The sequence below is a fragment of the Pseudomonas sp. ESBL9 genome (genome assembly GCF_036668715.1).
GTDB classification, from domain to species: Bacteria; Pseudomonadota; Gammaproteobacteria; order Pseudomonadales; family Pseudomonadaceae; genus Aquipseudomonas; species Aquipseudomonas lundensis.
Window position 1 is genome coordinate 237,325 of the sequence record NZ_JAZEVV010000003.1, and the last position, 13,439, is coordinate 250,763.

The following is a 13,439-nucleotide window of genomic DNA, read 5'->3' on the forward strand; positions in this document are numbered from 1 at the left end:
TGCCGGGTCGGCCTTGCCAACCTTGGCAGTCGGGTAATGGATCTGTGGTGACGATCCTTGCGTGATCCGGGATCCATTCACACCTTTAAGGGTGCCTATATAGATAGGGGTGCAGTTGCTCTCGATCAACGACTGTGCGGTCAATAGAGGTCAACCGGATCAACGTCCAGCGACCAGCGCACTTGTCGCCCGGCGGGCATTTGTTCGAGCACCAGCAGCCATTGATTCAGCAACCGGTGCAACGGCGCGCGGGCGTTGGCCTGCAGCAGCAATTGCGCGCGGTAGCGCCCGGCCCGGCGTTCCATTGGCGCGGGCACCGGGCCGAGCAGTTCGACACCGGTCAGGTTCAGCTCACCCAGCAGGCGCTCTGCCTCGCTGCACGCTTGATCCAGAAACCCTTCGGCCTGCCCCGGTTTATGCGCTTCGGCCCGCAACAAGGCCAGGTGCGCGAACGGCGGCAACCCGGCCGCGCGGCGTTCACTGAGCGCTTGCTCGGCAAAGGCGAAGTAGCCTTGCTCCGTCAGCTGGATCAGCAACGGGTGGTCGGCCAGGTGGGTCTGGATAATCACCTTGCCCGGCTCCTCGGCGCGCCCGGCGCGTCCGGCCACCTGCACAATCAACTGCGCCATGCGCTCACTGGCGCGGAAGTCGCCGGAAAACAAACCGCCATCGGCGTCCAGAATTGACACCAGCGTGACCCGCGGGAAGTGGTGGCCTTTGGCGAGCATTTGCGTGCCGATCAAAATGCATGGCTTGCCTTTCTGGATGGTGGCAAACAGTTGGTTCATCGCGTCTTTGCGCGAGGTGCTGTCCCGGTCGACGCGCAGCACCGGGTAATCCGGGAACAGAATACCCAGCCGCTCTTCGGCACGCTCGGTGCCCGCGCCGACGGGGCGTAAGTCAACCTTGCCGCATTGCGGGCAGTTGCGCGGGACGCGTTCGACATAGCCGCAATGGTGGCACCGCAACTCGCCCGAGCGCTGGTGAACCGTCATGCGTGCGTCGCAACGCTGGCATTCCGACATCCAGCCGCAATCGTGGCACAGCAGTGTGGGGGCAAAACCCCGGCGATTGAGAAACACCAGCACTTGCTGGCCTGCTGCCAGCGTCTGCCCAATGGCTTGTTGCATCGGGCCGGAAATACCGCTGTCCAGCGGACGGCTTTTTACATCGAGTCGCAGGAAGCGCGGTTGTTTGGCTCCCCCCGCGCGTTCATTGAGGCGCAGCAACCCATAACGGCCGGTGTAGGCGTTATGCAGACTTTCGAGCGACGGGGTGGCAGATCCGAGCACGATCGGGATGTTTTCCTGCCGTGCGCGCACCAGTGCCAGGTCGCGGGCGTGGTAACGCAAGCCTTCCTGCTGTTTATAAGAGCCGTCGTGTTCTTCATCGATGATGATCAGCCCCGGGTTTTTCATCGGGGTGAACAGTGCCGAGCGGGTGCCAATAATAATGTCGGCTTCGCCATCGCGCGCGGCCAGCCAGCTTTCAAGGCGCTCACGGTCATTGACCGCCGAATGCACCAGCGCGATGCGCGCATTGAAGCGTTGCTCAAAGCGGGCCAGGGTTTGCGGGCCGAGGTTGATTTCCGGGATCAGCACCAGCGCCTGCTTGCCGGCTTCCAGGGTCTCGCGGATCAGTTGCAAATACACTTCGGTCTTGCCGCTGCCCGTTACCCCGGCCAGCAAAAACGCATGAAAACTGCCGAGCCCGGCGTGGATGGCCTCATACGCGGCCCGTTGCTCGCTGTTGAGCGGCAGTTCGGGCTGCGCCAGCCAGTGTTCGTGGCGCTGGCTTGGCGCATGACGGCGGATTTCAACGGTGACCAGCTCTTTGGCCAGCAACAGGTCCAGACTGTCTTTGCTCAGCATCAACTTGCTCAACAGCGCGTGCGCAACGCCATGGGGGTGCTGCGCCAAAGTCGCCAGTGCCTCCCGCTGACGGGGTGCGCGGGCGATGCGCGGGTCGTCCAGGCGAGCACCGGGGGCCACCTGCCAAAAGCGTTCCTGACGCGCTTCGGCCAATTCGCCCTGACGCAACAGTACCGGCAATGCCCAGCTCAGGGTGTCGCCCAGGCTGTGCTGGTAGTACTGCGACGTCCACAGGCACAGTTTGAACAGCGAAGGGGGCAGGGGCGCGGTGGTGTCGAGCAGCGCAATCGCGGGCTTGAGCTTATCGGCGGGCACATCGCTGTGATCGACCACTTCAACCAATATGCCAATCATCTCGCGTCGACCGAACGGCACCCGCAAGCGCATGCCCGGCTGCAACTGATCGCGGCGCACGCCCGCAGGCGCCCGGTAATCAAACAAGCGGCGCAAAGGGGAAGGCAGGGCAAGGCGCAAAATGGCGTCGGGCACGCGAGGCTCTCAAGTGATGAACGGCAAAGATGGCCCGCAGACTAGCAGACAACGTACTTGGGGACTAAAAGGCAGGCTGTTTAAAGCGCAATGATTTTGGAAGGAGCATGCTTGGCCGCTTGCGTCAATGCAAAGGTCTGGTATTATCGGCGCCCTAAATTTACGTGCGGTATTCAACAATGGTGTTGAGTGGCGGCACGCTAGCCTGAGGAATACCCATGAAAGCCGATATCCATCCAGCGTACGAAGTGATCGAAGTAACTTGCAGCTGCGGCAACAAGTTCGAAACCCGTTCGAACCTGTGCAAGCCACTGAACACTGACGTATGCAACGAGTGCCACCCGTTCTACACCGGTAAGCAGAAAACTCTGGACGTTGGCGGTCGTGTTGATCGTTTCAAAACTCGTTTCGGTGCTTTCGGTACTACCAAAAAAGCCGCCGAGTAAGGCGTATGACTCTGGACAGGCTCTTGGGTCTGACCGGGTTATTGAAAAAGGCGTCCCTTGCGGGCGCCTTTTTTGTGCCCGCGATTTGGCTTTCTTCGGTTCAGGCCGAGGTGTTGTGCCCGGCGCCGCGTGCGGTAACGCCCGCTCAGGTCGAGCGCGTGGTCGATGGCGACACCTTGCGGCTCAAAGACGGACGCAGTGTGCGCATGATCGGCCTTAATGCGCCGGAGACCGGTAAAAAGGGGCAAAGCGCCGAGCCTTATGCGGATGCGGCCCGCAAGCGTTTGCAGGCGCTGGTGGCGCGCAGCGACGGGCGGGTCGGGGTGCTGGCGGGCATGCAACCCAAGGACCGCTACGGTCGCACGCTTGCCCACGTATTCGGCGCAGATGGCAGCAATTTCGAAGCGCAATTGCTGGCCGACGGCTTGGCGTATCAGGTGGCGATTGCGCCCAACGTAGAGCTGCTGGCTTGCCAGCAAACGGCTGAACAGCGCGCGCGTTCGGCGGGGGCGGGGCTGTGGCGGCATTCGCCGGTGCAGGCGCCGTCGCAAATCAGTCGCTCGGGCTTCTTGCTGGTGAGCGGTACGGTGAGCAAGGTGCAACGCAATCGCGGTGGGCTCTGGATCGACTTGGAAGGGGGATTGGTGCTGCACATTGCACCCAATCATCTGGCCAGTTTCGACCCAAAAACCTTATCCGGTTTACAAGGGGCGCAGCTTGAGGCGCGTGGCTGGGTACTTGATCGCTCGCGCCGGGGCGGTTTGAAAGCGGGGCAGGCACGCTGGATGTTGCCTTTGACGCATCCGGGGATGCTGAAAGTCGTTTCTCGCTAAAAATTGTAGACAATTTTAAATGTGGATTGTGAACACTCCAGCCCTTGCGGGCTGCGGCTCTTGGCCCAAAGTCGTAGGGTAAAGCCCTTGACACTGCTGATCGGCCAGTCTTGTCGGGACTTTGCGACACGCGTATGCTCGGCGATCCGTCTGTCCAACAGCAAAAAAGCGGAATGCCCACATGTCTGATTTGAAAACCGCCGCTCTCGAATATCATGCCCAGCCCCGTCCAGGGAAACTGAGTGTCGAGCTCACCAAGCCCACCGCAACTGCCCGCGATCTCGCGTTGGCCTACAGCCCGGGTGTAGCCGAACCAGTGCGCGAAATCGCCCGCGATCCCGAGCTGGCCTACAAGTACACCGGCAAGGGCAACCTGGTTGCCGTTATTTCTGACGGTACCGCCATTCTGGGCCTGGGTAACCTGGGTCCGTTGGCTTCCAAACCTGTGATGGAAGGCAAGGGCGTCCTGTTCAAGCGCTTCGCCGGTATCGATGTGTTCGATATCGAAGTCGATTCCGAGAGCCCACAGGCTTTCATCGATACCGTTAAACGCATTTCCATCACCTTCGGCGGTATCAACCTCGAAGACATCAAGGCCCCTGAGTGCTTTGAGATCGAACGTGCGCTGATCGAGCAGTGCGACATCCCGGTATTCCACGATGACCAGCACGGCACCGCGATCGTGACCGCAGCCGGCATGATCAATGCCCTGGAAATCGCCGGTAAAACCCTGTCTGACGCCAAAATCGTCTGCCTGGGCGCTGGTGCGGCCGCCATCTCCTGCATGAAATTGCTGGTGAGCATGGGTGCAACCATCGAAAACATCTTCATGGTTGACCGTACCGGTGTGATTCACTCCGGCCGTGATGACCTGAACCAGTACAAGGCAGTGTTTGCTCACGCCACCGAGAAGCGTTCCCTGGCCGATGCCCTGGAAGGCGCTGACGTGTTTGTTGGCCTGTCGGGTCCTAACCTGCTGAGCGCTGAAGGCCTGAAGTCCATGGCGGCCAACCCTATCGTGTTCGCCTGCTCGAACCCGGATCCGGAAATCGCCCCGGAACTGGCGCACGCCACCCGTGACGACGTCATCATGGCCACCGGCCGTTCGGACTACCCGAACCAGGTCAACAACGTGTTGGGTTTCCCGTTCATCTTCCGTGGGGCACTGGACGTTCGCGCCAAGCGCATCAACGAAGAGATGAAGATCGCTGCGGCCAACGCCCTGCGCGAACTGGCCAAACTGCCAGTGCCACAGGACGTGTGTGACGCCTACGGCGGCATCAAGCTGGAATTCGGTCGTGAGTACATCATTCCTAAACCAATGGACGCTCGCCTGATCACCGTGATCTCCGATGCTGTGGCTAAAGCCGCCATCGAGACCGGCGTTGCCACCCTGCCGTACCCGAAGAACTACCCGCTTAAAAGCGTGGATGACGTGTTCAACGGCTAAGGTTCGACAGCGCTAAACAAAAAGCCCCGGCACGCGAGTGTCGGGGCTTTTTTGGTTCTGCGAGAAAGGGCATGGCCCAGGCGGGCGGTTTGTCGGCATGAGAGGCCGACCCCGAAGGGCGCGGCCTCTGGCGAAGGGTGATGCCGTCAGAACAAGTCGATCGGGGCGCCATCCTCTGCGGGCAGCGGGCTGCCCGGTGCAACGCCATTGCCTAACTCGCTGTTGGACGGCGGCGTGTCTTCGCTTTTAAACAGCTCGAAGTACGCGCCCGGTGTACCTGGCGACGCCACGCGGCCGCTGATCGGGTCAACCCGCAGGCTGAGAATCCCTTCAGGTTCGGCCTGGGTGTGAGGCGGCTTGTCTTTCAGTGCACCGCCCATGTAGTTGATCCAGATCGGTAGCGCCACCGTGCCGCCGTATTCGCGACGACCGAGGCTTTCGGGCTGGTCGAAGCCGGTCCACACCGTGGTCACGTAATCGGCGTTATAGCCCGAGAACCACGCATCCTTGGATTCGTTGGTCGTCCCGGTTTTACCGGCCAGATCGGTACGCCCCAGCGACAAGGCGCGGCGGCCAGTGCCGAGCTTGATCACGTCTTGCAGCATGCTGGTCAGGATGTACGTGGTGCGCCCGTCTACAATGCGCTCGGCCACGGCCTGGGTTTCAGTGGTCGGCAAGCCCGGCGCGGCATTGAGGGTGTCGATGGTCAGCGCTTCGGCTTCGGGCGGCACGTCTTTGCGGGCCTCTTTAGGCACGCTCGGCGGGTTGGCCACGAACAGGGTCTCGCCATTACGGCTTTCAACCTTGTCGATCAGGTACGGGGTGATTTTATAACCGCCGTTGGCAAAGGTGCTCCAGCCCATGGCGATCTCCATGGGCGTCAAGGTCGCGGTCCCCAGTGCCAGCGACAGGTTGCGTGGCAAGTCCTGTTTGCTGAAACCGAATTTGCTGATGTAGTCGACCGTCTTGTCGACGCCCAGGCTTTGCAGCAGGCGGATCGACACCAGGTTGCGCGACTTGTACAGCGCTTCACGCACGCGGATAGGGCCGAGGAAGGTGTTGTTGTCGTTTTTCGGCCGCCAGACTTTGTCCTGGTAGTCGTCAACAAACACAATCGGCGCATCGTTCACCAGCGTGGCGGCCGTGTAGCCGTTATCCAGTGCTGCGCTATAAATGAAAGGCTTGAAACTTGAACCTGGCTGGCGCTTGGCCTGCATTGCACGGTTGTAGTTGCTCTGCTCAAACGCGAACCCGCCCACCAAGGCGCGGATGGCCCCATTGTTGGGGTCAAGTGAAACCAGCGCGCCTTGTACGGTCGGCACCTGGCTGAACTTGAAACTGCCGTCGGCTTGCGGCTGGACGCGAATCAGATCGCCCACCTGCGCCACGTCGGCTGGCTGTTTGGGCAACGGGCCCATGCTGTTGGTGTTCAGGAAGCGTCGCGCCCACTTCATGCTGTCCCAGCTCACGCGGCCTTCACCCGTGCGGGTCAGGACATGTAAGCCATCTTTGTCGACCTCAGTCACGATGGCTGGCTCAAGGCCGCTAATCGAGCGCTGCTTGGCCAGCTCTTGCTTCCAGACCGCCAGCGTCTTGCCGGGCAAGCGCGACTCAGGGCCGCGATAGCCGTGGCGCTGGTCGTAGGTGATCAGCCCGTCTTCGACGGACTTGTTGGCCAGTTCCTGCAGGTCACTCGGCACCGTGGTGGTGACGCGATAACCTTCGGTGTAGGCCTCGCTGCCATAACGACCGACCATTTCGGCACGGGCCATTTCAGCAATGTAAGGGGCGTTCACTTCCGGGGTCGGCACGTGATAACTGGCGTTGACCGGTTCGGCAATCGCTGCTTCGTAGCTGGCCTGGTCGATTTTACCCAGCTTGTACATGCGGCCCAGAATCCAGTCGCGACGTTCTTTACTGCGTACCGGGTTGGCCAGCGGGTTGAAGCGCGAGGGGGCTTTGGGCAGGCCAGCGATCATCGCCATCTGCGCCAGGCTCAAGTCGCGGATCGATTTGCCGTAATACACCTGGGCGGCCGATTCGATGCCGTAGGCGCGGTTGCCCAGGTAAATCTTGTTCACGTACAGCTCAAGGATTTCGTCCTTGGTCAGCTCGCGTTCGATTTGCAGTGCCAACAGAATTTCGTTGGTTTTGCGGGAAAAACTCCGCTCACTGGATAGGAAATAGTTCTTCGCCACCTGCATCGTGATGGTGCTGCCACCCGATTGTATGTGTCCGCTTTTTACCAACTGGGTCGCGGCACGCATCAGGCTGCTCGGGTCGACCCCGTAATGATTGGCGAAGTTGTCATCTTCGGCCGACAGCAATGCATTGATGAAGTTGGGGGGAATGTCGGCGAACTTGATCGGAGAGCGGCGCATTTCGCCAAACTCTGCGATTAACTTTCCGTCGCTGGTGTAGACCCGCAAAGGAATCTGCAACTGGATGCTTCTCAACGACTCTACGGACGGCAAGCCAGGACTAAGATAGAGAAACGCGCCACTCAACCCGAGCACGAGCCCGCAGATCACAGCAACGAATGACCACCCGAAAAACTTCAGCAGACGAATCAAGGCTTTTGGATTTCCAGATTAAGAAGTGGGTTGCACGTCAGGGCAGTGCGCAGGCGCGACGGGTCGACAATGCGGGAAAAAACGCCCGGCATTATAAGCATTTTTCGGTCATGGGCGTCATGGGCCTCATATCGGGTCGGGTTATGAACGGATCTCATTTTTCACCCTCCGTAAGTCACGGATTGCATTAGGGAAAACAGCAGTGCCCGGATTGTTCACACAAAAACCTCAGCGTTACGCGGGTGTCGAGGTCGGCCAACACGCGATCAATGTGGTCGAATTAAGCCAGTCGCGCAGCGGCTTTGAGCTGCAAGCCTATGCCATTGAGCCCTTGCCGACCATGGCGTTGCACGATCTGACCGGCGACACGGCAAAAAGTGTCGCCCACGTGTTGTCCGTTGCGCTGAGCAAGGCAGGCATCCAGGCCCGCAGTGCCGCGATGTCGATGCCAGACACACTGGTGATGTGTAAAACCATTCAAGTTGAAACCGGCCTGAACGAGCAGGACCTTGAACTGCACGTGCGCCTTGAAGCGGAACACTACGTCCCTTACAACCTCGATGAAGCCGCGCTGGATTTCGAGGTGCTGGGGCCTTGCGCCGATGACCCGTACCGCACGAACGTGTTGCTGGTGGTGTGCCGCCAGCAAGCGCTTGAGTGGCATCAATCGGTACTGGTGCAGGCCGGCTTGCAGGCGAAGGTCATTGATGTGCGCGATCACGCCCATGCCCGGGGCCTGCACTGGTTGAGTGGCGTGCCCGGTTATCAGCCGGACAACCCGTTTGCCGGGGTCAATATCAATCCCCGCCTCGCGCCCGAAGCGCTCTTCTGCGATGCTGCGCAGCTGTTGACAGCCTGTGGTCTGGCCTTGAGGGGGTTCGATTGATGGCGCGAATCAATTTGTTGCCATGGCGTGAGTGGCTGCGCGAAAAGCGCCGCAAAAGGTATGTGGGCATGTTGGTGGCGTTGCTGGTAGTCACGGCTGCGGGTTTGTTTGTGCTGGATCATTTTGTGGACCGCGCCGTGGAGCGGCAGTTGGCGCGTAATGACCTGATCAGGAGCGCCATGGTCCAGCTGGATGGGCGTGCGCAGCAGATCGATCAGCTGAAAGTACGTCGCGAGCAATTGCTGGAGCGCATGCAAACCATCGAGACCCTGCAAGGCAATCGTTCGGGCAGCAGCATCGTGCTTGATCAATTGGCGCGCAGTTTGCCGGAAGGTGTGTATTTCACTGACGTGAAGATGGCCGAGCGCACCATTGCGATCACAGGGGTGGCGCAGTCCACTGCACGGGTCGCCGAGTTGATGCGCAATCTCGACGCCTCCCATTGGCTTGAAGCCCCCACGTTGATTGAAGTGGGCGCCGAAGACGCCCAGGACGGCAGCCCTGCACGGTTATTTCACATGACCGTGCAGCAATCGCAAAACGGCCATGATGGCGGGCAGTTCTGATGGTCGCGCAATGGCTGGAGAGCCTGCGTACGGTTGACCTGCATGAATTGAATCTCAAGCAGGCCGGGACGTGGTCGGGCAAGCGTAAAGCAGGTGTCGCGACCGGGTTTGTGGTGTTGCTGGTGCTGGCGGGTTATGCGCTCTGGTTGCAGCCCGGACTGGCCCGGCTTCATGAGCAACGCAGCGCCGAGCCGGTACTCAAAGCCCAACTGGCAACCCGTGCCCAACAGGCGGCGTCACTGGTTGACCATCACCAGCACCTTCAAGCATTACAAACGGCGTTCGACGAGGTGATGCGGCAACTACCGCGCCAGTCACAGGTGCCGGGGCTGCTGGACGAAGTGTCCCGGCTTGCCCAAAACAGCGGCCTGATCATCGAGCAGATCCAGTGGTTGCCTGAAACACTGCAACCCGCTTACAGCGAGCTCCCCCTGCAATTGAAGGTCGTGGGCGGGTATCACGACCTTGGGGTTTTTCTCGGTGGTATTGCGGGTTTGCCACGCATTGTCACGCTGCATGATTTCACCCTGACGGCGGCCACACCGGCGGCCAACGGCCCGTTGCGCATGACGTTACTGGCTAAAACCTATCGCGCCAACGATCAAGGATTGATCCCGTGAGTGTGAAGTATCGATGTGGGCTGGCCGGTGCGCTGGCCCTGTTGGCGGGTTGCGACAATCCGCCGGGTATTGAGTCCCTTGAGCAGGAGTTGCAGGCGCTTCGTGGGGCAGCGGGCGTCCCCGCACCCTCGATGCCGACCCGTGTGCAGCACCCTGCGTTTGCTTATGACGCCACTGCGCTGCGCAGCCCTTTTCAAGGTCAGCACGGGGATGAAGGGGCACGCTGGCAGGTCAGTGATACGGACCACAGCGCTGAGGGCGAGCGCAGCAAAAGCAGGCTGGAAAGCATTGACCTTGAGCAGTTCGAGATGGTCGGCACGCTGTCAGATCAGTACGAAGACAGCGTCCTGTTGCGCGTCAGCGGCGTGGTGCACCGCTTGCAATCCGGCGACTATCTGGGTCGCCAGAACGGCCGCATTGTGGCCCTCAACCCGCACTACGTTGAAGTGTTTGAAGTGATTTCTGATGGTCGGGGTGGTTGGCTGGAAAGAACCCTGACCCTTCCTTTGAAACAGCAGTCTTAACGGAAACAAACCATGAAAAGGATTTTCCCGGTCTGTGGACTGGCGCTATGGAGTGCGCTGAATTCACAGGCAGCAGTCGCCAGTGCGCCTGTGATACTTCCCGATGCGTCGACCTCCCGGGTCGAGCAGCTTGCGCCTGGCAATGCGCACACCTATGAAGGTGACGTGCTGTCGCTCAACTTCCAGGACATTGAAGTGCGCACCGTGCTGCAGATTCTGGCGGACTTCACCCGGTTCAACCTGGTGGTCAGCGATAGCGTGGAAGGCAATGTCACGCTCAACCTGCAAGATGTGCCCTGGGATCAGGCGCTGGACCTGGTGCTCAAGAGCAAAGGCCTCGATAAACGCTGGGAGGGCAACGTGCTGTTGATCGCACCTGCGGATGAAATCGCCGCTCAAGCGCGTCAAGCACTGGAGGCGCGCAATCTCTTGGCCGACCTTGCGCCCTTGCGCCGAGACGTGGTGCAGGTCAATCACGCCAAGGCTGCTGACATTGCCAAACTGTTTCAGTCTGCCACGGGCAATGCGGCGGGTAGGGAAGACCAAGGCTCGATCACGGTGGATGAGCGGACTAACCACATCATCGCGTTCCAGACGGCCGAACGCCTCGGTGAGCTTCGACGCATTGTGGCGCAGCTCGATGTGCCCATGCGCCAGGTGATGATTGAAGCGCGCATCGTTGAGGCGGGCGTGGATTTCGAAAAGAAGCTGGGGGTGCGTTGGGGCGGTGAGCTTCGCAATCTTGGCAACTGGAAAGCGGGCGGGATCAGCGGGCCGGCAGCAGAAGGGGCGGCGCAGGTCAGCGCGCCTTTCGTGGATCTGGGGGTTGCCAATAACACCTCAGGGTTGGGCATCGCCTTCATCACCAACAATGTGTTGCTCGACCTTGAACTGAGCGCGATGGAAAAAACGGGCAACGGTGAAATCATCTCGCAGCCCAAGGTGGTCACTTCCGACAAGGAGACCGCCAAAATCCTGAAGGGCACTGAAATTCCGTATCAGGAATCCACCTCCAGCGGCGCCACGTCCGTGTCGTTCAAAGAGGCCTCGCTGTCGCTGGAAGTGACCCCGCAGATTACCCCGGACAACAGTATTCTCATGCAGGTGGTGGTGACAAAGGACGAGCCGGACTACATGAACATGGTCAACAACGTGCCGCCCATCAAGAAAAATGAAGTCCGGGGCAAGGTGCTGGTCAAGGACGGAGAAACCATTGTGATTGGGGGCGTGTTCTCAAATACGCAAAGCAAGGTGGTAGATAAAGTGCCATTTTTGGGCGATCTGCCGTATGTTGGCCGACTTTTCCGTCGGGACCTGGTCCTCGAAAAAAAATCCGAGCTGCTGGTGTTCTTGACTCCGCGTATCATGAACGACCTGGCGATTGCTGCGAGTCATTGATTCTGTGCGAAATTTGATTCTTGTTGGGCCGATGGGCGCAGGTAAAAGCACCATTGGACGTTTGCTGGCCAAGGAGCTGCGGCTGCCGTTCAAAGATTCCGACAAGGAAATCGAACTGCGCACCGGCACGAATATCCCGTGGATCTTCGATAAAGAAGGCGAGGCGGGGTTTCGTGATCGTGAGACGGCCATGATCAAAGCGTTATGTAACGAAGATGGCATTGTGCTCGCCACCGGGGGCGGTGCCGTGATGCGCCCGGTCAATCGCGAGTACCTGCATGCAGGCGGGCGTGTGGTTTATCTGCATGCTTCCATTGAGCAGCAGGTTGCGCGCACCTCGCGCGATCGCAATCGCCCCCTGCTGCGCAATGCGAACCCCGAGAAAATCCTGCGCGATTTGCTGGCCATTCGTGATCCGCTCTACCGTGAAATCGCCGACGTCATCGTCGAAACCGATGAACGGCCGCCGCGGATGGTGGTTTTGGACATTCTTGAGCGTCTGGCCCAGCTTCCTCCCCGTTAAAGCTTGGTACAAAATGCGCTATCCTCGGCGCCGGCCTTGCCCGCACAGCGGTAGGGCCTAAAGCGACTGGGCTGCGCCCCCCACCGGCGTGGCCAACACTTGATAATTGCGAGACAGGGCGCCCGTCGTCCTTTTTCAATGCGGGGATTCATGCAGACACTGAAGGTTGATCTAGGCGAGCGCAGCTACCCGATTCACATTGGCGAGGGGTTGTTGGATCAGCCTGAGTTGCTGGCCCCGCACATCGCCGGGCGGCAAGTGGCGATTGTGACCAACGAAACCGTGGCGCCTCTCTACCTAGAACGTCTGACCCGCAGCCTGGCGGCGTATTCGGTGCTGCCTATCATCCTTCCCGACGGCGAATCCTTCAAAAACTGGGAAACCCTGCAACTGATTTTCAATGGCTTGCTCACGGCGCGCCATGATCGCCGTACCACGGTGATTGCACTGGGCGGCGGCGTGATCGGCGACATGGCCGGCTTTGCCGCATCGTGTTACCAGCGCGGGGTGGACTTCATCCAGGTGCCGACAACGCTGCTGTCGCAAGTGGATTCGTCGGTGGGTGGCAAAACCGGCATCAACCACCCGTTGGGCAAAAACATGGTGGGTGCGTTTTACCAGCCCAATCTGGTGCTCATCGACACCACCAGCCTGAACACCTTGCCAGCCCGCGAGCTGTCGGCAGGGCTGGCGGAAGTGATCAAGTACGGCCTGATTTGCGACGAGCCTTTCCTGACCTGGCTGGAAGAACACGTTGACGCCTTGCGCGCGCTGGATCAGACCGCGCTGACCACGGCCATTGAGCGTTCCTGCGCGGCCAAGGCCGCCGTGGTGGGCGCCGATGAGCGTGAATCGGGCGTGCGCGCCACGCTCAACCTGGGCCACACCTTTGGTCATGCCATCGAAACCCATATGGGCTACGGGGTGTGGTTGCACGGCGAAGCGGTGGCGGCAGGCACAGTGATGGCGCTGGAGATGTCAGCGCGACTGGGTTGGATCACCGAGGCCGAACGTGACCGCGGTATTCGCCTGTTCCAGCGTGCGGGTCTGCCGGTGGTGCCGCCTGAGGAGATGACGCCTGCCGATTTCATGGAACACATGGCAATTGATAAAAAAGTGATCGACGGCCGCTTGCGCCTGGTGCTGTTGCGCCGCATGGGCGAAGCCACAGTGACCGACGATTATCCACAAGAGGTTCTACAGGCCACGCTGGGTGCGGATTACCGCGCGCTGGCTCAGCTCAAAGGTTAATAAGATCCC

The 13,439-nt window shown here is 60.0% G+C and carries 11 protein-coding genes and 1 pseudogene; 10 read left to right on the forward strand and 2 right to left on the reverse strand.

Annotated elements, in window-relative coordinates:
• Positions 1–140: 140 nt before the first annotated feature.
• On the reverse strand, positions 141–2,360 hold the full coding sequence (locus V6F78_RS10805; RefSeq protein ID WP_047279881.1) for a primosomal protein N': 2,220 nt from the start codon (positions 2,358–2,360) through the stop codon (positions 141–143).
• 218 nt (positions 2,361–2,578) lie between these two features.
• On the opposite strand from V6F78_RS10805, the gene rpmE reads away from it, so the two are divergent.
• From rpmE to V6F78_RS10820, 3 genes are all read left to right on the forward strand, one after another.
• Positions 2,579–2,806: a 50S ribosomal protein L31 gene (gene rpmE / locus V6F78_RS10810; protein ID WP_047272986.1), complete on the forward strand. Its 228-nt coding sequence runs from the start codon at positions 2,579–2,581 to the stop codon at positions 2,804–2,806.
• Between the two features lie 5 nt (positions 2,807–2,811).
• Entirely contained in the window at positions 2,812–3,639 is an 828-nt protein-coding gene (locus tag V6F78_RS10815; protein ID WP_332727176.1) for a thermonuclease family protein, read from the forward strand.
• 181 nt (positions 3,640–3,820) lie between these two features.
• Positions 3,821–5,089, forward strand: a complete 1,269-nt coding sequence (locus V6F78_RS10820) for a malic enzyme-like NAD(P)-binding protein (protein WP_047272988.1) — start codon at positions 3,821–3,823, stop codon at positions 5,087–5,089.
• Between the two features lie 146 nt (positions 5,090–5,235).
• Here V6F78_RS10820 and V6F78_RS10825 read toward each other — a convergent pair whose 3' ends face one another.
• Entirely contained in the window at positions 5,236–7,659 is a 2,424-nt protein-coding gene (locus V6F78_RS10825) for a penicillin-binding protein 1A (protein WP_390898184.1), read from the reverse strand.
• A 205-nt stretch (positions 7,660–7,864) separates the two neighbouring features.
• Here V6F78_RS10825 and pilM point away from each other — a divergent pair, with 205 nt between their 5' ends.
• From pilM to aroB, 7 genes and pseudogenes are all read left to right on the forward strand, one after another.
• Entirely contained in the window at positions 7,865–8,548 is a 684-nt protein-coding gene (gene pilM / locus V6F78_RS10830) for a type IV pilus assembly protein PilM (protein ID WP_169859249.1), read from the forward strand.
• Positions 8,548–9,114, forward strand: coding sequence for a PilN domain-containing protein (locus V6F78_RS10835; protein ID WP_047291456.1), 567 nt, complete (start codon positions 8,548–8,550; stop codon positions 9,112–9,114). The genes pilM and V6F78_RS10835 overlap by 1 nt, the downstream gene beginning before the upstream one ends.
• Entirely contained in the window at positions 9,114–9,734 is a 621-nt protein-coding gene (locus V6F78_RS10840) for a type 4a pilus biogenesis protein PilO (protein WP_332727179.1), read from the forward strand. The genes V6F78_RS10835 and V6F78_RS10840 overlap by 1 nt, the downstream gene beginning before the upstream one ends.
• Entirely contained in the window at positions 9,731–10,258 is a 528-nt protein-coding gene (locus V6F78_RS10845; RefSeq protein ID WP_169859250.1) for a pilus assembly protein PilP, read from the forward strand. The genes V6F78_RS10840 and V6F78_RS10845 overlap by 4 nt, the downstream gene beginning before the upstream one ends.
• 159 nt (positions 10,259–10,417) lie before the next feature.
• A pseudogene (locus tag V6F78_RS10850) lies at positions 10,418–11,656 on the forward strand (type IV pilus secretin PilQ); the annotation flags it as partial.
• A 4-nt stretch (positions 11,657–11,660) separates the two neighbouring features.
• The gene (gene aroK / locus V6F78_RS10855; RefSeq protein WP_047273052.1) at positions 11,661–12,179 is read left to right on the forward strand and encodes a shikimate kinase AroK; all 519 of its coding nucleotides are present in this window, start codon (positions 11,661–11,663) and stop codon (positions 12,177–12,179) included.
• Between the two features lie 150 nt (positions 12,180–12,329).
• Positions 12,330–13,430, forward strand: a complete 1,101-nt coding sequence (gene aroB / locus V6F78_RS10860; protein ID WP_095008498.1) for a 3-dehydroquinate synthase — start codon at positions 12,330–12,332, stop codon at positions 13,428–13,430.
• Positions 13,431–13,439 lie beyond the last annotated feature (9 nt).

Excerpts from the sequence above, each read along its gene's own strand:
- rpmE (WP_047272986.1), top strand. The coding sequence starts at position 2,579 with ATGAAAGCCGATATCCATCCAGCGTACGAAGTGATCGAAGTAACTTGC.
- V6F78_RS10820 (WP_047272988.1), top strand. The coding sequence starts at position 3,821 with ATGTCTGATTTGAAAACCGCCGCTCTCGAATATCATGCCCAGCCCCGT.
- aroB (WP_095008498.1), top strand. The coding sequence starts at position 12,330 with ATGCAGACACTGAAGGTTGATCTAGGCGAGCGCAGCTACCCGATTCAC.
- V6F78_RS10840 (WP_332727179.1), top strand. The coding sequence starts at position 9,114 with ATGGTCGCGCAATGGCTGGAGAGCCTGCGTACGGTTGACCTGCATGAA.
- V6F78_RS10835 (WP_047291456.1), top strand. The coding sequence starts at position 8,548 with ATGGCGCGAATCAATTTGTTGCCATGGCGTGAGTGGCTGCGCGAAAAG.
- V6F78_RS10815 (WP_332727176.1), top strand. The coding sequence starts at position 2,812 with ATGACTCTGGACAGGCTCTTGGGTCTGACCGGGTTATTGAAAAAGGCG.